Consider the following 22,468-nt stretch of genomic DNA (forward strand, 5'->3'; position numbering starts at 1 on the left):
ATACGCTTCGACAACAAAGCGAGTTACACCGGTAGTGCTTGTTGAACGACAATCCGGGTACCTTCCGCTTTAATTACAATAATCGGTGTATCAACTGGAATGAAGTCACCATCGGTCACAACATCAATTCGTTCGCCATCAAACATCGCTGTTCCAGATGGGCGAAGCGGTGTCAGACTGATTCCTTGCAGTCCAATCAACTCTTTGCGTTCCGTAGCAGATGAGTATCCACGTTCCGCAGAGAGACTGTCACTCAGGATAAATCGATTCCATATCCCTCGATCTTTAAACAGCACTGCAATAATAGCAATAACTACCACTGCTGCTCCGAAAGCAATACCCAATGACACAAATGCATCGCTTGTATCATAAGCAGCCCTCACAACACCTGCTACTAGTGCAATGGATCCCAGAATACCAAGAATACCCATGCTTGGGATGAACATCTCTAGAATCATCAGGATGAGTCCGACAGTAAATAGCACCCATGTCTCTGCTCCGGCAAATCCCGCAATGTAATTACCCGAGAAATACAACACGAAACACACGATACCCACAATACCAGGAACTCCAAAACCAGGAACGATCAATTCAATGGCCACACCTGCGATTCCAAGGAATAGAAGTACAGTCATGACAACGGGATTGGTCAGAAAAGATGAGATATTCTCCGCTGTCGTTCGTTCCACCTTAAATACATCATCCTGACTGTATCCGAGCCAAGCTGCTGCTTCTTCCGGTGTGTTGCTGATGTGGTCGGCATAACCAACTTTCAGCGCTTCTTCAGCCGAGAGAGCAATAATCTCACCTTTTTGCTTGGTTTTATTGATCTCTGGCATTTCAACAACGATGTTAACATCCGTCATTCCAGCTGCAATCTTGCCATCACGACCACTGATTTCAGCCGCTCCCTGCATTTTGCTTTTCCAGAATGCAACAAGCTTTGGATCATCAACATGTTTACCCGTACTGTCCACCATGGCTGCCGCACCAATCATACTGCCTGGTGACATTACGATCTTATCTGCATTCAGGGCCAGAAAACTTCCGGCTGAAGCAGCATCTCCACGGACAAATGCAACAGTCTCAATCGGACTGTCCTTGATCAGGATACCCAACGCTTCCGCAGTGTCTACACGACCTCCTGGCGTATTGATATCAAGAACGATCAGGCCAGCGTTCATCTTTTCCGCTTCCTTGAACCCACGTTCCATGAACTTGCCAAGTCCCTGCTCGATTGGTTTATCAACCGGAATAATATATACGGCGCCACTCTTCTCAGCTGCATGCGCTGACGGTGATCCAATCCAGACAGGAAGCAACAGCGTCAGCAGCATTAAGAGCATCAATGGCCCCGTAAGCTTCTTCCGGCGCTTTCCCTTCACAATAGTCCCCCCTTTTCCATTAATGTTATACTGTCCAGCTTATGGTATTTATTACGTGCAATGCAACATTTCGTTTCAAAATCTTAAGATTATATTTGAAAACTTGATCAATTGCAAGAATATAAAACCATAATCATATATATTAACCATTAAAAAGAAATTCGACTTCCTAAGAACATCCTGAATTAAAATAAATGGAAAAAACACCTTCTGACAAGTCAGAAGGTGTTTATTGATTTGCTTTATTGCAGGAATTGTTGAACTGCTTGATTCACCAGTTTGCCGTCCGCTTTGCCTTTAACTTTCGGCATAAGGGCCGCCATAACTTTCCCCATCTCGGCTTTCGAAGAAGCACCGGTTTCCTGGATGGTCTGCTGTACAATAACTTTAATTTCTTCTTCGGAAAGCTGTGCGGGAAGGTACTGGATGAGTACTTCAATTTCCGCTTTTGCATTTGCCGCGAGGTCTTCACGGCCCGCTTTGTCAAATTCTTGGAGGGCATCTTTGCGCTGTTTGATTTCACGACTCAGAATATCAAGCACTTCGTTGTCATCCAAATCTCTTTTCAAATCTATTTCAAGATTCTTGATCGTCGAACGAATCAACCGAATGTTGGAGAGTCTGAACTTGTCCTTACTCTTCATCGCTTGCTTCATATCTTCGTTCAATCGTTCGCTAAGATTCATGTAGTTAAAATCCTCCTAAAACTTTCTCTTACGAGCAGCCTCGGACTTTTTCTTGCGCTTTACGCTTGGCTTCTCATAATGCTTACGTTTCTTCACCTCAGCCAATACGCCATCTTTAGCGATGGAGCGTTTAAAACGACGAAGTGCAGCATCAATAGTCTCGTTTTTGCGAACTTTAGTTTCAGACACCAGTTTTCCCTCCCTCCGACCAGACCGTCCAAGAGCAATAACACGGTTCATCATCTTTCATTATAGGCGAAAGGTAATAAAGGTGTCAACCTCAATGTAATGATCACTTATTTATATGAGCGTTTGGTCACATATCCATGGACTTCATGCATATGACTAAATCCTCAATAGTAGTACCCATTAGCTCGTTATTGGTGAGAATCCGACAGGCTTGTTAACACGCCAAGTCTTGTACCACCCAACAAATGATAATGCAGATGATGAACAGTTTGTTCTCCATCCTTACCACAATTGTTGATTAAGCGATATCCTGTTTCATCCACGCCAAGACGCTTGGCTGCTTCTTGAGCAGCCAGATGGATCTCACCGATCAAAGGCAGATCTTCTGCAGTAACTTCATTCATGGAAGCAATATGTTTCTTCGGAATGACAAGCACATGTGTCGGTGCAGCGGGCTGGATGTCATGAAACACGATAACATGGTCATTCTCCAGTACTTTATTGGAGGGAATGGTGCCCTCTACAATTTTGCAAAATAAGCAATCCATAGTTCATACCCTCCTTTGTATCCCAATGTATGTATTCCCTTCTATCATACTAGAAGTACAAACTCACGTCCAATGTCCAGTCACACAATCAGGTGATCTATGTCAACTCTGCATCTCCTATAAATGTCGGCAAGAATTGGGGCTCACAGATGGTTTGACTCGTATCTCATTTGGATCGAGGTTGTTGAGGATTTACTTGAGGATCTGAAACTTGCATTAAGTTAAGGGCGTTCTGCGGTCCATGCTGGGCTTGATACTCGCGTATGGAAAATTGACCATTTTCTAAGGAACACAGAACCTCTTAATTGGGTCTCAGGCTCTCATTTCAAAATTATAAGGAACATCAGACACGTTATTTCCCAAAATAACCTCACAACAATGCTGGAAATGGCTGTTTATCCGGTTATAGCGTGTCCCAGATTCTTTAGATTGCTGCTGACGCTTCAAAACCTTGAATAAGATGCCTCAGATTCGTCAGCGCTCACATCATGCTCTTCTCCTCCAACCGTAAGGCATGAGAACAGCATCTATTTCACTCGAAACGAAGCTTCTTATCGGAATAGAGAATTAAATAGAGAATTAAAGCCATGCGGTGTCTTGATTGTTGCTCACACATGGGTACCTTCTCGCTCTTCGCATATTCAGAATACGATTCGCCGTTTGCTGCTACGAACACGTTAATGCTCGCTTCTGCTTTCAGCAGGTTAACTACACAGTATATGCCATCCAATTATCATCGACCTTTCCCTAATTAGGGTTCAAAAAAAGGTCATGTCTTACAGAAGTTCGCTTCTGCAAAAGCATAACCTTTGGGATGTTCGGTATGTTGCCAGTTGTATTGCAATGACAGATCGCGATACATCAGGCTGAGACTCCGTATGTGATAAAACCGCTCTATTTCATACTGCATGGTAGTTTCTTTCCACGAATGAAACATATTCATCCTGAGCTGTTCTTTTTCAAAGACGTTAAGGAACATGAAAATGACTCACTGTTCGTATGCCTTTATTTCTCAATTTCAATAGTACGGTAAAAGGGTTAACGCCGTAAGCGCAAATAACGGGAGCACCAGACGGTTAAAACGTCTACGTCCATAACCATAATATGGATAAGGCGTAGGGTAGCCGTAACCTGGATAAAATCCGCGAGTATGACCTATTGGATAGTTCCCTCCAGGCATGGCATTTGGAGCCCAGTTCGCATGATTCATCATGGCTTCCGGTCCAACGGGAACAGCCAGGTAGATCATTTCGTCATCCACATTTTCCATTATGCCATCGTAGTGCATACCGTCATTCATCTGTACACATACATAACGGTGCATGTGTGCCTTGCATAATTTCTTCGCTTCCACTTTTTCCACTTGCCAACGCCTCCCTGATTCTGCTCTTGATCACCTTTTCATGGTATTCAGAACTGGGCGAATTGACACTACCGACGAGAAAACACAAAAAAAGAAGCACCCCGTGAGCGGCTTCCTTAGAAGTCTGCTGCGCGGACATCTATTCAGGATACGTCCTGATCAGATGTCCGCCGGGGTACTTAAATAAGGTTTGTCGGCTTAACTGTAGTATAACAGCGGGATGAACCTGTATCTGTGATGAAACTCACTCCGTTATGTCATACAAGCAAGAAAAGAAATATTTTTACAAAAATAATATTCGGTAATAGTGCGTGTTCAAAAGGTCTTTTTAGCACCAAAAAGATGGGATAAAGCCAGAAATGTCGTAAGGAGCGTAAAAAGCTACGTGAGCAACTGCAATGTTTCCCCAGGCATCCATATAAGCCCCTACTTATTTCGGCTATACTTCATATTCGATGTTGAGGATGATGCTGCCGCCAGACACCCTTCGTAATCAAGAGCGGACTTTTTGAACAACCTCAATATTCAGTGGCTTGGACTATAAGAAGCGCTTCTATCCGTGATATTGCTTACATCGTTTCCCGCTACAGGGTCTCCAAGACCACCCGTGAGCCGTTTCCGGCCTCACCTGCCGGAATCACCACAAGCTTGCGCGGCAAGCGTGCACGCAGTTCAGGCACGTGACTGATTACACCAACAGCCAATCGCTCGTCATGCAATTTTTCCAGAGACGTAATGACGGTATCCAATAGCTCAGGGTCAAGTGTACCAAACCCTTCATCCAGGAAAAAGAATTGAAGCGGGTACTGACCTCGCAGCTGAATCTGGGCCGACAGTGCCAAGGCCAGTGACAACGAAGTCAAAAACGTCTCGCCACCGGATAACGTCGATACCGGTCGTTTGACTCCTCCGTTGGCATCATCACAGATCACAAAACCACCACCGGAATCCACCTCCAGTGAATAACGTTGTTTGGTCAGGAAGCGCAGACGCTGAGATGCCGCATGACTGACCTGCATCAGTTGTTCCTCTGCAATATATTCAACAAAAGCATTACCTCTGAATGCGGATTGAAGTTTGCTGAGCAGTTCGCCTTGACGGCTGACCTCCAACCGCTTGTTCTCCAGTTCGGTCCAGCGAACATGTCGCTGCTCCACATCCTCCAGATCACGTTCTGCACGTGCTTTCGCACGTAGGGCAGCCTCATCCTGAGCCCGGACCTGCTGCAAACGTTCAGTGCAGGCTAACCACTGCTCCTCCGATACAACTGCACCACCCAGCTTTTGTTCCAGTTCACGCAATTGGGATGCCAGTTCACGCTCACGTTCACGGTGCTGCTGGATCTCGCCCGCCAGTCGTTCCGCTTCCTGGGAAGGCATCGCCGCGGACACAACGGCATCATCCGAGTCGAACGGGGATTGTTCCAGCAATTGATTCCACCGTTCCTGTGCCTGTTGCAGATGCTCTGTTGCCGAGGCGGCAGCCTGCTGAGCCATGACATCTTTCTTGGCTGATTCCTGCTTCAGATGATCCGCTTCTTTGAAGCGTTGTGCTGACTCCGCAGCTTCTTTGCGCAGTCCATCCAGACGAGCCTGAGCCGCAGCAATCAGGTCTTCTACCCGCTGCTCCCCAACCCACTGGCGCAAGCGTTCTTCTTTCTCGGCGAGCAGTTTGTTATTTCCCTGCCACTGCGTTTGCCACTGGATCAGTTGTTTGTCCAATTCCACCAGCTTCTGCTGAAGCGATTGAATGATCTGATCTTTTTCCTCAAGGAATGTCACGCTTTTATTCAGACGTTCCTTGATGTCTTCGGCGCGCGCATCGCGCTCCTGCATCGCCTGATAGAGGGCCTTGGCCTCCTCCTGAGCGATGCCCGGCAGTTCCGCGGCCCAGCGGCCCTGCAAGGCAGCCACTGCAGCCTCGCTCTCGGCCAGCTTGCGCTCCGCCTGGGCGAGCCCGGCACGGCCGGCCTCTTGCGCAGCTGCCGCTTCCATGCGGCGCTGCTGCGCGCCCACAGCCGCCTGCTGCAACGCGGCGGCTTCGGCCTGGAGCGGCGCTGCTGCGGCAGCCAGCGCCTGCGCGGCTTCGCGCAGCGCAGCGGCACGCGATGCCCAGCTTGCCGGGGAGCGCCCGTATTCGGGCGACCCGGCGGGCTCGGGCTCCGCTGCCGCAGGCGCGGCCTCGGCTGCGGCCGGAGCTTCGCCGGCCGCAGCGCCAAGCTGCGTCAGCAGGCTGCGACGTTCGTGCAGCTGCTGGCGCAGCCCAAAGCGCAGCTCCTGCAGCTCCGCGTGCAGGCTGCGCAGCAGTTCCAGGTCCGCATCGCCTGCGTGCGGGCCTTCTCCCGGCGGCGCAGCCGGGAGCGGGTGATGCGGCGAGCCGCACACCGGGCATGGCTCGCCATCGCGCAGCTCGGCGCGCAAGGCGGAGGACAGCTGGTGCAGCTCCTGCTCGCGCATCGTGCCACGCAGCTGTTCCTCCGCAAGGGCCAGCAGGCGCTGTTCGCGGCTGATGTCCTGCTCACAGGCAAGCAAGGCCTCAAGACCTGCTGACGCCTGTTCCACGAGATGCTGACGCTGATCACTCAGGCGTCTCTCTTCCTCAGCCGCCGCCTTCAGCTTGTCGGCTCCCTGTTCTGCCGACTGCTTATAGGCTTGCATGTCAGCCTTGTTTTGCTGCAATTGCTCCGCAGCAGTATCCACACGATGCTTCAGTTCAAGCGCAGCCTGAAGAAGCCTGCGTTCCTCTGACTTCACTTCATTCGGCTTGAGGCTCTCCTGCAGTTCCTCACGCCGTTTGCGTCCGCGCTGCTGCAGCTCTTTTTCCTTTTCAAGTTGCTGTCCCAGCGCGGTCTGTTCGCCCTGCCCCTGTTCCAGAAACTGAGCAAGGCGCGAGCAATCGGCTTGAAGCCCATCCCGTTCCCGTTGCAGCTCTTTCGCTTGTTCGAGCTGCTCCAGGCGCAGCATAAGTTTCGGTTCTTCCTCAGTCAATTGCTTACGTGCCGTCTCGGCCTTCTCCGATTCCTGAATAGCCACACGTTCATGTTCCAGAGCTTGCTGATGAGCCGTCTCGGCAATATCCTGCCGCTGCTTCTGTGTAGCTGTAGCATCTCGAACCGTCTGCAACGCAGGGAGTATGGCATCTGCCGCAACGGATTGTTTCAGCCGTTGTTCGCCCGCCTCAACCTGTGGCTCCATTGCCTTCAGCTTCTGCTGTTCATCTGTACGGGCCTGCCGTTCGTGACTTAACTCACGAATTTTACCCAGTTGTTCGGCTTCCTTTGCAGCTTCATCCAGCGCTTTGCGGGACAATTCTGACTGCTGAACAGCAGCTTGAAGAAGACGTTTCGTCTCATCCAATGTTTCCTTGCTGGCATTGCCAAGTCCCTGTTGCTCCGCAGCAAGGGATTGGTGAACCATATCATTATCCTTGACCCGTCGACTTAATTTGATGGCCAACTGGTCCCCATACTTCTCCAAATGGAATAATCGTTGCAGCATCTGGCGACGCTCACTGCCTTTGAGTGACAAAAACTCGGCAAATTTCCCTTGCGGAAGCACCACTGCCCGTGTAAAATCATCCATCTTCAAACCAATCACATCTTCAACACAGCGATTCACATCTGCCAATTTGTCGGCAAGTACCTGCTCTTCGCCATTGACCGTCTCTATAAATTTGCTGATCGTGTTACTTACCGACACTTCATTATTTCGTTTGAAACGTCTCTCTACCCGGAACCTTCGCGTGCCTTCAGTCGACATCAATTCAAATGTAAAAGCAACCGACAACGAATCCTCTGCATGATTCATAATGCCCTGCGTCCCGTTCACCGCACGTTCCACTTTGCCATACATGGCGAGTGTGATGGCATCAAGCAAGGAAGATTTACCACTGCCCGTTGGACCGAAAATACCGAATAGACCCGTCTCCGTCAGCACGGTAAAATCAATCTCCTGCATCTCCCGATAACTTTGAAGTCCGGCAACTTTCAGTAGAATTGGCTTCATCTTTCCTCGACCTCCTCACGCAGACCCGGCTCGTCTTCATCCACAAGTTCAAGGAAAAGCTGTACCAGGCTGTCTTCCGGCTGTGCGCCGCCTGTCTGACGCTGATAGAATTTACGGAATAGTTCATGTACCGGCAGCTCGGATCGTTGCTCCAAAAGTCCTGCTGCAGCCATCTCGGGATACACCGGGCGAATATGAATGATCCCTTCATGTGATTTTCGCAGCTGTTGAATCTCCTTCAGAGACATTGCCTCGTCCAGCCATACTTCCATGTCAATAAAAGCCTGCGGATCACGTCCCTCTTCCAGCCAGCGATATACTTCTGCCAGACCGCCACGTGCCTTCCAGCGAACAAGCGGACGCCCGGACGTCAACAAAACTTCTTCTACCTGTGCAGCTCCGCCCGGGGCCAGATCAACCATCGTGACAGACTTGCTCTGTCCAGCTTCCGAGAAGCTGTAGGCCAAAGGCGAACCGCTATATCGAATTACACCGTCACCTTTGACAGCCTGAGCACGATGAAGATGCCCAAGCGCCGTGTATTGTGCACCAGTCGATAAAGACGAAGGGTCCACCGTGTAGGCCCCACCGATCTGAATCGGACGTTCCGAATCACTCTCAAGTCCGCCGAGCACATAGATATGACTCATGGCCAAGTTCACGGTATCCGGGCGGAAGGAAGCTGCCAGACGCTGCATTAACATACCCACCCGGTGACTATATGCCTGGCGAAGCACATTTTCGTCCCCATCCGTTGTCAGCAATTCATTCAATCTGGCTTCAGAAGGATAAGGTAATGCCGCAATCTGTCCAGTCTCTCCGGTACGCTTGGCATGGATGGTCACTGCTTCTGAAGTAGGCATACCTACGAGTGTAATGCCCTGCCTGTTCACAAGTGGCGTAACAGAAGCTACACGTTCTGGCTGATCATGATTGCCTGCAATGACCACGAGAGGTCTTCCATGCTCCGTCAGACGCGCTGCAGCTTCGTAAAAAAGCTGCTCCGCCGCTGCGGGAGGATTCACCGAATCATACACATCTCCAGCCATCAATATGGCATCCGCCTGCTGCTCATCCGCCAGTCTGACGAGTTCATCAACGAAATCCTCCTGTTCACGCAGTCGGCTTCGTCCTTCCAGCGTTTTTCCCAAATGCCAGTCCCCTGTGTGCAAAATACGCATCGTCCGTTCCACCCCTCTCCCATGTGATATCCATGGTTCTGATTCCGATCAAGTTCTTTTACAGTTTCACTGCATGTCCACCATCAAAAAAGTACAGCCATTTCCGGTCAACTTTCCGACCTAATATATCTTCAATAGCCCGTCCATACAGATCGAGCTGGAAGCGATAGTTTTTGGTGAGTTCACCCAAACCACCACGATGCTCCAACACCCGATCTGTCTTGTAATCGAGCAAAACAAGCTCACCGTCAACCTCATACAGACAATCGATAATTCCCTGTACAAGCACTGTTTCATTTTCAATCGTTGCCTTCATTTTGCTATCTATATTTAGTGCCTGCATATCTGAATTCGATGCCCGTTCATGTAACCATTCCACAGGAGACTGATGTGCCGGAAGCCCATATACAAACGGGATCTCCCGTTTTACCCAATCTGCACGCAATAATTCTTCCCCGGGTTCTGTATTGAAAAATCCGGTCAGTTCTTCGGGTTCGATCGCCTCAACATGATGGGGCAGCAGAATCTGAAGCTTAATCAACCGCCCAATGGTCTGTTCAACAACCTGTGAGTCAATGGTTGTTGATCCATCCACAGGAAGATGCTGCATCAACGTATGATACACGTTCCCCCGTTCTGCCCCTGTCAGTTGGTTCTCACCCATAAATTTTGGACGACGAAGATGCAATTTGAATGACGTACCCAAAGATCCCGCATCCGAAACGTTCATCGTACCGTCTGAACCTGACCCCAACCCAATCCCATGCTCGTTCAATTCACTGGATAAGCCATGTAGTGCATGGCCTGCTTCATCGTTGGTGTAATGGTTTCCCAGGTTGTTGTGATCCAATAATGTCTCCGACTGTTCTCCCAGTTCCTCCATTACCTCTACAGACTGGATGTCCTGCATCGAAAGCAACGTTTTCAACTCCGTGACAGATGTACTGGCTGCCACTTGAGTTGCCGCTTCATAGGCATATGTCCACGAAAGGCGTTGATCAACCTCGTGAATCAGCCGTGTCTCTTCTTGTTGCAGAGCTACCGTATCTGCACCTGTATCTGCAATGTTTTGGTTCACCGTATCTTGTGCATTCATCGTGAGCTCTTCTACAGTTGAGGATGTAACCAATTTCACGGGCTGAACCGCTTTTAGCGCAGCAATTCGTTCTTTCCGCACCACCGTCATCCCGTCTTCTTCTCCCAGAGTCTGATCCACCACATGATCACGGGATACCTGATCGGCGGAAATAATAGAAATTGCCCATCGTGATTGATCATCTGCAAGACAGGACGAGAACGAATCATTGCTTCCAGCAAGTTCACGCAGCACAGCCGCATCTGGATGCCTCATTAAGGATGGTCCAATCCAGTCCAAGTAACTCCGTCCAGCAGCCAGCAGGTAGTCTGGCAATGCCAGTTCAGTACTGTCCTTGACCTGAGACCACGCCAACGCTTTTTTCGCCGCATCTTTTACAGTACCCAGCAAAATCATTTTCTCTTTAGGACGGGTCAACGCAACGTACAACACACGCATCTCTTCAGCAAGCAATTCAAATTGCGCGCGACGACGAATCGCCAGATTGGCTAGTGTAGGATAGGCAACCCGGTTCTCACGATCCACAAACCTCGGACCAAATCCCAGTTCCTTATGCATGAGAAACGGTGCGTTCAGATCCTGTTGATTGAACATCTTGGATATGCCACCGACAAAAACGATCGGAAACTCCAGACCCTTACTCCGGTGAATCGTCATGATACGTACAGCGTTGTCCTGCTCACCGGAACTACCCGCTACAGTCCCCAGGTCTCCTCCGTTTTCCCGCAATCTTGAGACATAGGTCAGGAAACGGAACAAGCCGCGATTTGCAGTTGATTCCTCATATTGTCGTGCGCGATCGTACAATGCCTTAAGATTACTTTGACGTTGCAATCCTCCGGGAAGACCACCAACCCAGTCCAAATACCCGGTTTCTCGGTACATACGCCAGATCAGTTCACTCAGACTGCCTTGTCTTGCCTCAAGTCTCCACTGCTGCAATTGACGCAAAAAGAGAATTAACTTTTGCTGCAACGCCGAGCCTGAAATCTCCGTAACGCCCATATCCTCGCTTGCATGTCCAGTAAAACCAGCATCTTGAATTCCTTCTGTATGCACATCGAATTCATATCCATGGTCAAGAATCTCTGCTTCGACAGAAGCGGCTGTCTCCCGCTGTCCTTGTTCCATCTCTGACCAGGCTTCCGGCCACTGCAACTGGACGATATTGGAATCAGGATGATTTTCCTGCCGGGATTGTTGTACGTCATTAGTGGAAGAATCGCCCCATTCCCCAGCAGCCGTTATAACTGCATCATAGAATGACTGTCTTTTGTCACCGAGCCGAATCTGTGCCAGTTCTTCTTCATCCAATCCAACAATCGGGGAACGAAGCACGGAAGCAAGCGGAATATCCTGCCTTGGATTATCAACAAGCTGAAGCATAGACATCATGATTTCCACTTCCGTGGCCTGGAAGTACCCCTTGCTCTGTTCTCCTCCAGCAGGAATTCCCTGCTGTCTGAACTCCTCAATCATGAGCGGAGCCCACATCAAGGTTGAACGCAGCAAGATGACCATGTCACCGTAACGTGCCGGGCGCATCGTTTGCAGGGCTTTGTCGTACACATGGAGGGCAGGTTGGTCCGTATCTCCAACCATCTCACGAATACGCCTTGCGATCGCCCTTGCTTCCAACTGGGCTGTCTCAAGTTCGGCACTCTCCAGTTCTGCGGAGACCGCTGCATCTCCGTTCTCATCCATACCATCTGTCAGATCAGGACCACCGCCTTGACGATCGATCAGCATAAGTTCAGGTGTATACGCCTCATCGCCAAGCGTTTCTGACGGGAACGTAGCCCCATATGCCAGTTGAGCACGTTCATCGTAAGCAATCTCTGCCACACCTTCGTTCATGAGTTGCCGGAATATCATATTGACCGAATGCACGACCTCCGCACGACTGCGGAAATTACGTGCCAGATCAATACGTTGACCTGTACGATTCAGGCGATCTTCACCATTTCTGTCCTCATGCATGTTCGCTCCGTACTGGCGATACTTGTTCATAAACAGACCTGGCTCAGCCAACCGGAACCGGTAGATACTCTGTTTGACATCACCTACCATGAATCGGTTACCCGGATTTTCTCGGGAGATCAGTTTCACGATATCTTCCTGAACCGTATTGGTATCCTGATATTCATCAAGCAACACTTCATCGAATCGTGAACGGTACTCCATAGCCGCGTCGGAAGGCATCGACAGTTCAGGCGTTGAATCCTCATGTCGCAATATGTGAAGACAGTAATGCTCCAGATCACTGAAGTCAACTTGCCCACGTTCCTGTTTGGCCTGTCGATAACGTTCTCCAAATGTACTCACCAGCCTCGAAAGTTCCTTCATGAGTGGTGCCGCTTGCTCCAGCTCCTGCCAGAACGAAAACGCACTTCTCCCGAACATGGAGCCTTTCAGGTCGGAAACTGCCTTTTTCGCAGCCTCTCGGAGTTCCTTCACTTGATCCTGTAAAACCGGGTCCGTTTGATCCTTTTTGCAAGGTTTCAATTTGCCAAATGCAGCGGGTTGAAACACTTCGGGCAACCCTTCCCACGGCATTACCTGGGTCGCAGATAGCAGCTCCTCCACCATCACCAGATCTTCTTTTAACGTATCTGCATACGGTGCAGGGCCTTCCGGCTGCATGGAAATATGGATGCCTTGGCGGAGCAGTCCTGCTGCACCACTTAAAGCAAGAGCAGCATCACGCATAATACTCTGAACCCATGCTGAATGCCCCAGCTCCCCCACACTCTCCACCTGAAAAGCGGATGCCATCTCTGAGAGCCAATGATCCGGCCAGGAATGGCTACGGGAGAAATCATACAAGCGTTGCACCAGTCGATGCATGGCATCATCGTTTCGTTCTCCACTGAACCAGTCCACTAATTCACGGAATGTACTGCCTTCATCTTCTTCGCCATACTTTTCCTCAAAGAGTTCTTCCAGCAGTTCTTGCCGCATGATTTCCGCTTCATTTTCATTCAGGATACGGAAAGCCGGGTTCAACGGAATCTGCTGGTAGTACCGGCGAATGACTTCCATACAGAATGAATGCAATGTGGTAATGGATGCCCGCCCAAGCAGGGACAGTTGCTTACGCAGATGTTCTTCTCCAGGCTGTTCTTCAAGCGCACGTTCCAGTGCTTCCCGAATCCGTTGTTTCATCTCGGCGGCGGCGGCTTTGGTAAACGTGGCTACAAGCAAACGATCCACACTGAATCCTTGGGAGGGATCTGCGATCTTGCGAATAATACGTTCAACCAATACGGCTGTTTTGCCCGATCCCGCCGCAGCAGCAACCAGAATATCTTCTCCGCTTTCCGAGATCGCACTCCACTGATCGTCACTCCAGAAGCTTCCTTCCGGTTTAGGCATATTCGTCATGATGTTTCCCCTCCCTTGGTGTGAGATAACATATCCCAGATTTGCTGTTTGCCCGGTTTGGCAAGCAGATTATATTCATTTCCTTCTATATTCTCATCAAACTGACAAACAGGCTTATATGGACAGAACGTGCATGCCACTTCCTGCTGAATACGATAAGGCTCAATCGCCACATCCCCATCCGTAATCCGGGTACCAATCTCGCGGATGTTACTGCGAACTGAAGCAAGCAGCGTATCCCATTGCTCTGGCGTAGCTACAGCGGCGCTGCTATAAAAGCTGCCATCTGCTTTAAGAGCAACCGGAATTATGGCCGAATATCCCTTATCCAGGGTATTGTCCATTTGCGCGATAGCATCCCGGTCCGCCAGCAGCAGACCTTTCATTTTGAACCGTTTCAGCAGTTCTTGTCCGGCTTGCTCCGATGTCATACCGTTTGCGGATTGCAACAGCGGGTTATGCACATGGAAATACAGCGTTCCTCCAGGCATCGCCGTTTCTCCAAGCCATTCCTCGGCAGCACTAAGCAGCACCTCCAGATAGGTGAGCATCTGCAATGACAGACCATAGTACACTTCATGCAGCTTGAGGTCCGTCTGGCTCGACTTATAGTCAATGACACGGAGGAGCAGACCATTCTCGCCTTCTGCCACATCCACACGGTCAATCCGACCCACGATTTCCATCACACAGCCGTTCTCCAGTTCAAAACGCAGTGGCGGCAGTGTTTTATCCGGTCCAAAATCAAGCTCCAACCCAATCGGTTCAAAACTTCCACGTCTGGACTGTTCCCCGAGAATAACAGATGCCCGGCTAACAATGTCCTTCAATTTGCGGAAAATATAACCGTATCGCTTGGTGCTTAACAAAATCTCCCCTTGCAGCTGTGGAGCAATCTGCTCCACCGTTTGCTCGGCTTCCTGACGGCATTGGTCTGGAGTCAAACTGCCCCAACTACGATTTTCTTCGCGCAACCGCATAGCCAGCTGGCTTAGTGCAGCATGAAACAGCTGTCCGATATCAGGAGCCTGAAGGCGGTACAATTGCCGTTCTTTGAGACGCAGCCCATGCGAGGCAAAATGGGAGAACGGACAAGCTACGAACCGCTCCATTCGTGAAACACTCGTCCTCACCTCTGTGCCATACAGTCTGCGACTGGTGGCTGTACGTAGTGGCAATGCCCGATTACGATAAAAGATTGATCCCATCAACCGTTCCAGCTGAGGTCTGCTTGTCTCCTGAGATACATGCCAATTGTAGACCGCCCACCACATTTCAGGGATGTCTTCTCCGCGACGCCATTTACGCAATTGTCCAATGAGCGCAGACAGACTCTGACCCGGATGGGTGACATACGACCAATGGGATTCTTCCGAGTTCACAACCGGTGGTTGGGCAAGCAATGGCTGTTCTTGTAGACCAAACATTTTCCGTACATGGCGGACAATTTCGGAAGGAAGCAGTGCTTTTCCCTCATCATCAGCAACCGGGTAACTCAACCACAATTGGTTGCTTGCCGCTGTAAGTGCCGTATAGATCAGAAAACGTTCATCCAACATTTGCCTCGTTGCACCTGGTCCAAGCGCTACACCTCTTTCCGTCAATAACGCTCTCTCCAGTTCCGTTAATACGCCATCATCCTGAGGTACAGCTGGCAATTCACCATCAACTGCACCAAGGATAAATACGTATTTGATATCCTGAAGACGTGTACGGTCCATGGAACCAACCAATACCTGATCAAGTGCGGGTGGTACCAGACCCAGCTTCAGTTCCGTTAATCCGGTCTCAATCATCCCGGCAAACAGAGTGATATCCAACCGTTCATTGCCCATCATATCTACCATCTGATCCAATAGATCCAGCACAGCTCCCCACATCTGCCGATGTTCTCTCGACCGTTCTGGGTCACCTTGAGTCTTAGCTTCAGCAGACATCTGTTCCAGCTTCCATGGAATCTCGGCCTCTTCCAGCAGTCTGTATAGTGCCTCGCATTGAGCTTTGGCTGTCTTTGCTTTTTTCATCCGTTTCTCAAAAGCACCCAAGGCATCTGTAATGACCGCTCGACAACGCTCCATTAAAGAAAGCATTTGGTCCCGTCCACGACTACGGCCATCCTGACCATTGTCTTCCAGCGACAGGCTGGGTACATACTTCCACGGCTTGCCGTCAGTCCAGCGATACCCATGAATACCACAAGCCAGCACATAATTCTCAAGCTGGTCCATATCTTCACGAGTGATGGAACCATCACGCGGAAGCAGCAGATCCGTTTTGACACAGCGAAATACATCCTCATAACGCCAGTGGCGCCGAACAATATCCAGTGCGGAACGGATAAATTCGGATAATGGGTGATGAAGTTCATTTCTTCTGCGGTCCAGAAAGACAGGTACACCATAGTCCCTGAATAGCGGTTCAGCTATATCAGCGTAGGTATCCAACTGACGAACAAGTACTGCCATATCCCGATAACGCGCACCTTCGTTTTGCGCCAGACGCCGCATCTCACGGAGTGCTCCCTCCATCTCAGCTCGTCGGTTCTCCGCTGCAACTAGGCGAATTCCTGAATCAGTACCATCACCTTTCCAACGAATTCGGCGGTCAAAACCAGCCTCCAGATGAGCAAGTCCCGGACGATCCTTGTATCTAGGTGGAATCTCCGAATCTAGCACGGTGATATCGCTCGGTACACCCAGTTCTTCAGCCATCCCTTTCAAACGCGCATAGGCACTTGCCGTTGGATAGAACAGTTCCAGTTCTCCAGGCAGTGCGCCGTGATCATATGGACGATCCAATGTCAGTGCAATCGTCACGGAAGAGCACTGCAACATCAGGCGACCGATCACACTCATCTCCTGTGGCGTGAATCCCTGAAAACCATCAATCCAGATCTGAGCATCCTGCAGCAATGTACTTTCAGACAGGCGCTCTGTCAGTTCGGTCAACGTATCTTCATCATCAATATATAAATTGGTCAGTTCCTGTTCATAGTCACGATAGATCAGATTCAAGTCATGCAACTTGTCCTCCAGAATTGGCGAAGAGGATGAGGTATACCCTCCAGACAACCCTTCTTCCAGCAAAGATGGATCAACTTCATAACGTTTAAACTCACTATATAAGTCATTTAATTCGCCTATAAAACCCAGCTGGCTGCCGGATGCACCAAACAGCTTCAATTCTTCCTTACGACGCTGGATGACCTTATAGAGCAGCATCTTTTTGCCTTCGGCTCCGATTGGAATACGAGCAGAACCGCCTGCTTCCTGCATTATGCGGTAAGCTAATCGGCGAAAGCCGAGCACTTCTGCACGCATGGTACCTTTAATTGCTCCAGAAGACACCAATGCCTGCTCTGTTCGAAAGGAACTCTGTTCGGGAACGAGTAAAATCAAAGGTTTACCTTGCGGCTCCTTTTGAAGTAAGGATGTAATTTCCCGGGTAATCAGCGAGCTTTTGCCGCTGCCTGCCCGGCCAATAACAAAACGAACGGACATGTCTAATCCTCCAAACCACACGTACAAGATTTTAATTCCCAGTATAACATATCTGACTTGGTTCGGAACATACGTTTGCCACTATCCGGTAAAACCGGAGATTCTCTCCGTTAACACGGCAAAACAGCAAAAAGCCCGCAGCTGTTCACACTGTGGACTCTAACCGAAAGTATCATTCATTTAAACTTCACTTTATCTCACGAAAGGATTAAAAAAAGTAAAAAGAGACTCCTCTAATTCTTTTTGCTGCGCACCTCAAAAATAGCAAATTTGAGGTAATGTCCTTCATCCACGCCCAAAATTTGCGGGTGGTCCTTACCGGCTGCCTTCCAGTCGATCAGACGAAGCACTTTGCCAGCATCTTCCGCTGCATCAGCAATCGTATCCAGGAAGAGGTCTGGACGCATGTGGTATGAACAGCTGGCGGTTACCAAATATCCGCCCTCATTGACCAGTTTCATTCCTTGCAGGTTGATATCCTTATATCCACGGCATGCGCCTTTGACTGCTGATTTCGTCTTGGCAAACGCTGGGGGATCGAGGATCACTACATCAAACGTTTTACCGCCAGCTGCAAGCGCTTTGGAAGTATCTACTTTTTGTTCGCCAGCACGCGCACGTGCAGTACGTTCATCCAGTCCTTTCACTTGTTCACGCAAGTACTGGAATGCATCGGCAACTACGAATTCGACACGGTCGGTGAAACCATTCAGTTCGACATTCGTTCGTGCACTTTCAATGGCATGCTCCGATATATCAAGACAAGTCACTTTCTTGGCTCCATATTTGCAAGCATTTAACGTGAAGCTGCCCGTGTGTGAGAAGCACTCCAGTACGGTGGCACCATCCCAATAAGGGAATGTAACTACCTTACCGCTTTTATTCACAGGCAAGAGCTGCTCTGTGCCGTCCTGCTCAGTCGTTTGGAGTGTGATTCCACTCTTATAGCCCCAACCCTTCATAAGCGGTTCGATCGCTGCACGATTCTCACGTTGGTCGAAGAAGTAACCTGTCTTCTGTCCTTCCACGATATCGACTTTAATGAGTAGTCCATTCTCGGTAACGGTGACATGTCTTGGGCATTCTCCATACAGTGGACCTTTGGTCTGCTCCAAACCTTCCAGTTCACGAATTGAGACGTCACTGCGCTCATATATGCCTTCAGGCTGCATCACTTCAATGAGTGCTTGAACGATGGCTTCACGGCAACGATCCATGCCAAGTGTAAGCAACTGTACAACGAGGATGCTACCGAATCGGTCAACGATCAATCCGGGCAGAAAATCAGCTTCCCCATAAACGAGACGGTACGCTTCTCCATCCTGGATAAAACGTTCCCGATGACGCAAGCAATCGCGAAAACGCGCTACAAAGAACGCCGTATCCATCTTTTCGGACTCCAGGGGTTGATAAGCTACAACCCTTACCATGATCTGAGATGCGGGATTGTAATAACCTGTCGCCAGATAGCGACCTTGATGGTTCAATACATTGACCAGATCTCCCGGCTCCGGGTTTCCTTCAACCGAGGCAATTTCGTTGTTAAATATCCATGGATGTGCATGTTCAAGCCGCTTTTTGCGACTGCGTTCGAGTGTAACTGATGGCAAGGTAGATCCACTTCTTTCATAGTTAGTTGAAAAGATAGGTTTGGTGCAAAGGAGACGCTACGGCGACGAATTGTTCCTCTGATCACTGTTATCCCCAGATTTTTCGATTCCCTTTCTTTAAAAAGGAAAATCCGGGGATAAAGGCGAGCGCTTCGCTTCTTCGGTAACAATTTCGTCTTCTTCGCTACGTTTGCACGAATCACCGTATCTTTCGAATTGGGGTGCAGCAATTAGGTGGCGTTTCGGTTACGAATCGATCTTCCGATCGCTGTTGTCTCCAGATTTTTTTGATTCCCTTTTTTAAAGGGAAAATCCGGGGACAGCATATGCTTTCGATGTAGCTTTCTTTCAGAAAGCTTTTAGGCGCACGCTTCGCTTCTTCAGATTCGATTTCGTCCCCTCCACTACACTTGCACAAAGCACCGTATCTTTCGAATTGGGGTGCGGCAATTGAAATACTTGAATTGTGGGAGGTTGGTTTCCCTCTGATTTCCTTTAGGCTTGTCATGGTTGTCTTTTCTTACTCATAGGATGAGGTAAGGAACCGGACGGAAGGAATGATGTTCTATGTTTAGAGATGTAATATTGCCCCTACTCTATGGGCTTATTATCTTTTTTGGTGGCATGAAGCTGATGGAGACGGCCTTGCAGCGCATGGCAGGGCCCATGTTGGCAGGTTGGCTCAATCGTGCCACCTCTGCTCCGTGGAAAGGCATGGCCTTCAGTGCAGGTGCAACGGCCTTGTTACAGAGCAGTACGGCGGTCACCGTACTTACCATTGGACTGGCGAATGCCCGATTAATTACCTATGGACGCACACTCGGCATCATCCTTGGTACCAACATCGGGACTTGTCTGACGACGGAGCTGGTGGGACTGCAGATCGGACGCGCTTCCCTGCCATTGCTTGTCCTGTCGCTGACGGGCTGGGCCATGTTTGTTGTGCTTGGTGAACGCAATCTGGCCGCGCCTGAGAGCACACGCCGGACTTTGTTTAACATCCAGTACAGCTTCCTGGCAGCTGCGGGATTTGCACTTGTCATGACAGGCATACAGGTGATGCAATCCATTGCCTTACCCTTGCGGAGCATGGGTGTATTTCAATGGTTTCTCGACCGCTCGGCCGACAGCCTGTGGTGGGGCTTCCTGGCAGGTGCCTGTCTTACCGCGCTCATTCACAGCAGCGCAGCTGTCATTAGCATGGCGATTACGCTCGCAGCCACAGGGGTATTGCCTGTGGAGATCGGCATCGCCATTGTGATCGGGTCCAACGTGGGGACCTGCATCACCGCTGTGATCGCTGCCGCGGGCGGCGCATCCGCGGGCAAATTTGTCGCAGCCTCCCATGTTGTATTAAACATTGCGGGAGCGCTGCTCTTTATGCCGCTGATCGGCCAGCTGCATGCAGCTTCGGCCTGGCTGTCAGCGGACAACGGGGCACAGATTGCGCATGCCCAGACCCTTTTTAACATCACCAGTTCACTGCTTGCTTTGCCATTCTGTTACTTGCCCATCTGGCACAAAAAACCACCGGTCCACGCCCCCGCGGCAAAGTCACCTGTGGCTTGATGATCTGCCTATCCAGACCCACAGAACACCCGGCTAACTGAACCAAGACTAGAACTATAGTGAGTTATACATTAATGCCCAATTTGTTCAGTGCTACACGCAAGATGTCATCGTTATTATCATATCCGCTCTGCTGCTGTCTGGACCATGCTTCTTCCGGAGCATACCAATCCACACCTTTGATTTCTTCAATCTGAGGCTGTAGATCACCACTCTCGGCTTCTACGAGATAATAATGAACTTCCTTGTCCACCGGGCCAAAGTCTGCATGTTGGTACGTATATGCAATGATATCAACTGGCTCTACAATACGACCCACCATACCTGTCTCTTCCAAAATCTCGCGCAGTGCCGTCTGTTCGATTGTTTCTCCATCTTCCATTTTGCCCTTGGCGAGAGTTGTTTTACCATAACGATCTACGATAAGCTGAATTTGAAGACGTCCGTCTTCCCCTTTTCTATACACAACTCCGCCTGCTGAAATTTCTTTTTTGTTCATCGTACTCTCCCCCATCGACTTCAATATCTTATTTTTTGCAAAAGAAGGACCTCATCTCCCCGGGTAAGCTCCCCAAGGAAATGAAATCCTTGTTTCTGACGCCTCGATCACATCGCGGCGGACTTCAGATTCTCTTCCAACACCCGTACCAGCGTAGCCTGACTCTCGTTGACACCAGCTTCAACCACTTTGACTCGGCACACTTTACCGACCATATCCATGGTTCCGTCAAAGACCAGCTGAATGTAGTTGTCGCTATAACCGTGCAGCTTGCCACTTCCCTCACGACCCTTGGCTTCACCTTCGGGAATAACATCAAGTACCTGTCCAACAAACTGCTTAGCGTACTCCAGCTGCATCTGCTCAGACAACTCAATCAGTTCATGCACACGTGCATTTTTGACCTCTTCGTCCACCTGATCTTCCATTCGTGCTGCTGGCGTACCCGTACGCTTGGAATAAGGGAATACATGCATTTCGGAGAAACCGATCTTCCGCATCAGCTCATAGCCATTCCGATACATCTCATCGGTCTCACCTGGAAATCCAACAATAATGTCTGTTGTAATCGCTACATCCGGCATCGCTTCCCGAATGCGAAGCATCTTATTGTAAAACTCTTCTGTCGTATATTTGCGGCGCATGCGTTTCAACACCGTATCATCCCCCGCTTGCAGCGGAATATGGAAGTGACGAACGAGTTTATCCGAACGTTGGATCACGTCGAGCATGCGGTCATCGATCTGACTGGCTTCAATCGAGCTGATTCGAATACGCTCCAAACCTTCCACCTTGTCCAGATCCCACAGCAGATCGGTGAGATCATAATTCTCCATGTCATCGCCATAACCACCTGTATGAATACCCGTCAGAACAATCTCCTTGTATCCTGCGTGTACGAGTTGATGCGCCTGTTGAATAATGCTGCTTGCCTCACGGCTGCGTGAAAGCCCCCGAGACCACGGAATAATGCAGAATGTACAGAAGTTATTGCAACCATCCTGAATCTTCAGGAATGCGCGGGTACGGTCAGCAAAATCCGGTACGTCCATTTCTTCAAACACACGGGTTTTCATAATATTACGCACCGCGTTAACCGGTTGACGGGACTCCTGAATTTCATTAACATATGGCAAAATCTTGTCACGGTCCTGTGTACCGATAACCAGATCCACCCCAGGGATATCCAGAATCTCTGCCGGAGAAGTCTGCGCATAGCAGCCTGTAACAGCCACGATCGCCTCCGGGTTGCGCCGAATGGCACGACGAATAATTTGACGGCTCTTTTTGTCGCCGGTATTGGTTACTGTACAAGTATTAATCAAGTATACGTCCGCTGTCTGTTCATCAAAGTCCACTTGATCGTAACCTTCGTTTTTGAACAATTGCCAAATCGCCTCTGTATCATAGAAATTAACTTTGCAGCCTAAGGTGTAAAACGCCACGGATGGCAT

The 22,468-nt window shown here is 49.7% G+C and carries 13 protein-coding genes; 1 reads left to right on the forward strand and 12 read right to left on the reverse strand.

What is annotated here, in order from left to right; translation table 11 throughout:
* Window positions 1–23: 23 nt before the first annotated feature.
* From MKZ12_RS21115 to MKZ12_RS21160, 10 genes are all read right to left on the reverse strand, one after another.
* Window positions 24–1,346 (reverse strand): NfeD family protein, encoded by a 1,323-nt coding sequence (locus MKZ12_RS21115; protein WP_339261483.1) that lies wholly within the window; start codon window positions 1,344–1,346, stop codon window positions 24–26.
* A gap of 281 nt (window positions 1,347–1,627) precedes the next feature.
* Window positions 1,628–2,071: a GatB/YqeY domain-containing protein gene (locus MKZ12_RS21120; RefSeq protein ID WP_062835503.1), complete on the reverse strand. Its 444-nt coding sequence runs from the start codon at window positions 2,069–2,071 to the stop codon at window positions 1,628–1,630.
* A 15-nt stretch (window positions 2,072–2,086) separates the two neighbouring features.
* Window positions 2,087–2,260 (reverse strand): 30S ribosomal protein S21, encoded by a 174-nt coding sequence (rpsU, locus tag MKZ12_RS21125; protein ID WP_005547957.1) that lies wholly within the window; start codon window positions 2,258–2,260, stop codon window positions 2,087–2,089.
* A 188-nt stretch (window positions 2,261–2,448) separates the two neighbouring features.
* Window positions 2,449–2,808, reverse strand: a complete 360-nt coding sequence (locus tag MKZ12_RS21130) for a histidine triad nucleotide-binding protein (protein ID WP_339236033.1) — start codon at window positions 2,806–2,808, stop codon at window positions 2,449–2,451.
* A gap of 1,018 nt (window positions 2,809–3,826) precedes the next feature.
* Window positions 3,827–4,132: a hypothetical protein gene (locus MKZ12_RS21135; RefSeq protein WP_339243151.1), complete on the reverse strand. Its 306-nt coding sequence runs from the start codon at window positions 4,130–4,132 to the stop codon at window positions 3,827–3,829.
* 623 nt (window positions 4,133–4,755) lie between these two features.
* The gene (locus MKZ12_RS21140; protein WP_339256478.1) at window positions 4,756–8,175 is read right to left on the reverse strand and encodes an SMC family ATPase; all 3,420 of its coding nucleotides are present in this window, start codon (window positions 8,173–8,175) and stop codon (window positions 4,756–4,758) included.
* Window positions 8,172–9,356, reverse strand: coding sequence for an exonuclease SbcCD subunit D (locus MKZ12_RS21145; protein WP_339236037.1), 1,185 nt, complete (start codon window positions 9,354–9,356; stop codon window positions 8,172–8,174). Before MKZ12_RS21145 ends, MKZ12_RS21140 begins: the two co-directional genes overlap by 4 nt.
* A gap of 58 nt (window positions 9,357–9,414) precedes the next feature.
* Window positions 9,415–13,836 (reverse strand): helicase-exonuclease AddAB subunit AddA, encoded by a 4,422-nt coding sequence (gene addA / locus MKZ12_RS21150; protein ID WP_339256480.1) that lies wholly within the window; start codon window positions 13,834–13,836, stop codon window positions 9,415–9,417.
* Window positions 13,833–17,336: a helicase-exonuclease AddAB subunit AddB gene (gene addB / locus MKZ12_RS21155; protein ID WP_339256482.1), complete on the reverse strand. Its 3,504-nt coding sequence runs from the start codon at window positions 17,334–17,336 to the stop codon at window positions 13,833–13,835. Before addB ends, addA begins: the two co-directional genes overlap by 4 nt.
* A gap of 233 nt (window positions 17,337–17,569) precedes the next feature.
* A complete protein-coding gene (locus tag MKZ12_RS21160; RefSeq protein ID WP_339256484.1) occupies window positions 17,570–18,946 on the reverse strand; it encodes a class I SAM-dependent rRNA methyltransferase in 1,377 nt (458 codons plus the stop codon).
* 567 nt (window positions 18,947–19,513) lie between these two features.
* On the opposite strand from MKZ12_RS21160, the gene MKZ12_RS21165 reads away from it, so the two are divergent.
* Window positions 19,514–20,515, forward strand: a complete 1,002-nt coding sequence (locus tag MKZ12_RS21165) for a Na/Pi symporter (RefSeq protein WP_339236050.1) — start codon at window positions 19,514–19,516, stop codon at window positions 20,513–20,515.
* A gap of 64 nt (window positions 20,516–20,579) precedes the next feature.
* Here the strand turns inward: MKZ12_RS21165 and MKZ12_RS21170 are convergent, their stop codons facing one another.
* Together MKZ12_RS21170 and mtaB are read right to left on the reverse strand one after the other, a co-directional pair.
* The gene (locus MKZ12_RS21170; protein WP_339236053.1) at window positions 20,580–21,014 is read right to left on the reverse strand and encodes an NUDIX domain-containing protein; all 435 of its coding nucleotides are present in this window, start codon (window positions 21,012–21,014) and stop codon (window positions 20,580–20,582) included.
* A gap of 107 nt (window positions 21,015–21,121) precedes the next feature.
* A complete protein-coding gene (mtaB, locus tag MKZ12_RS21175) occupies window positions 21,122–22,468 on the reverse strand; it encodes a tRNA (N(6)-L-threonylcarbamoyladenosine(37)-C(2))-methylthiotransferase MtaB (RefSeq protein ID WP_339236056.1) in 1,347 nt (448 codons plus the stop codon).

Origin of the sequence: Paenibacillus sp. FSL R5-0713 (assembly GCF_037973325.1) — a bacterium.
In the GTDB taxonomy this organism is placed as follows: domain Bacteria; phylum Bacillota; class Bacilli; order Paenibacillales; family Paenibacillaceae; genus Paenibacillus.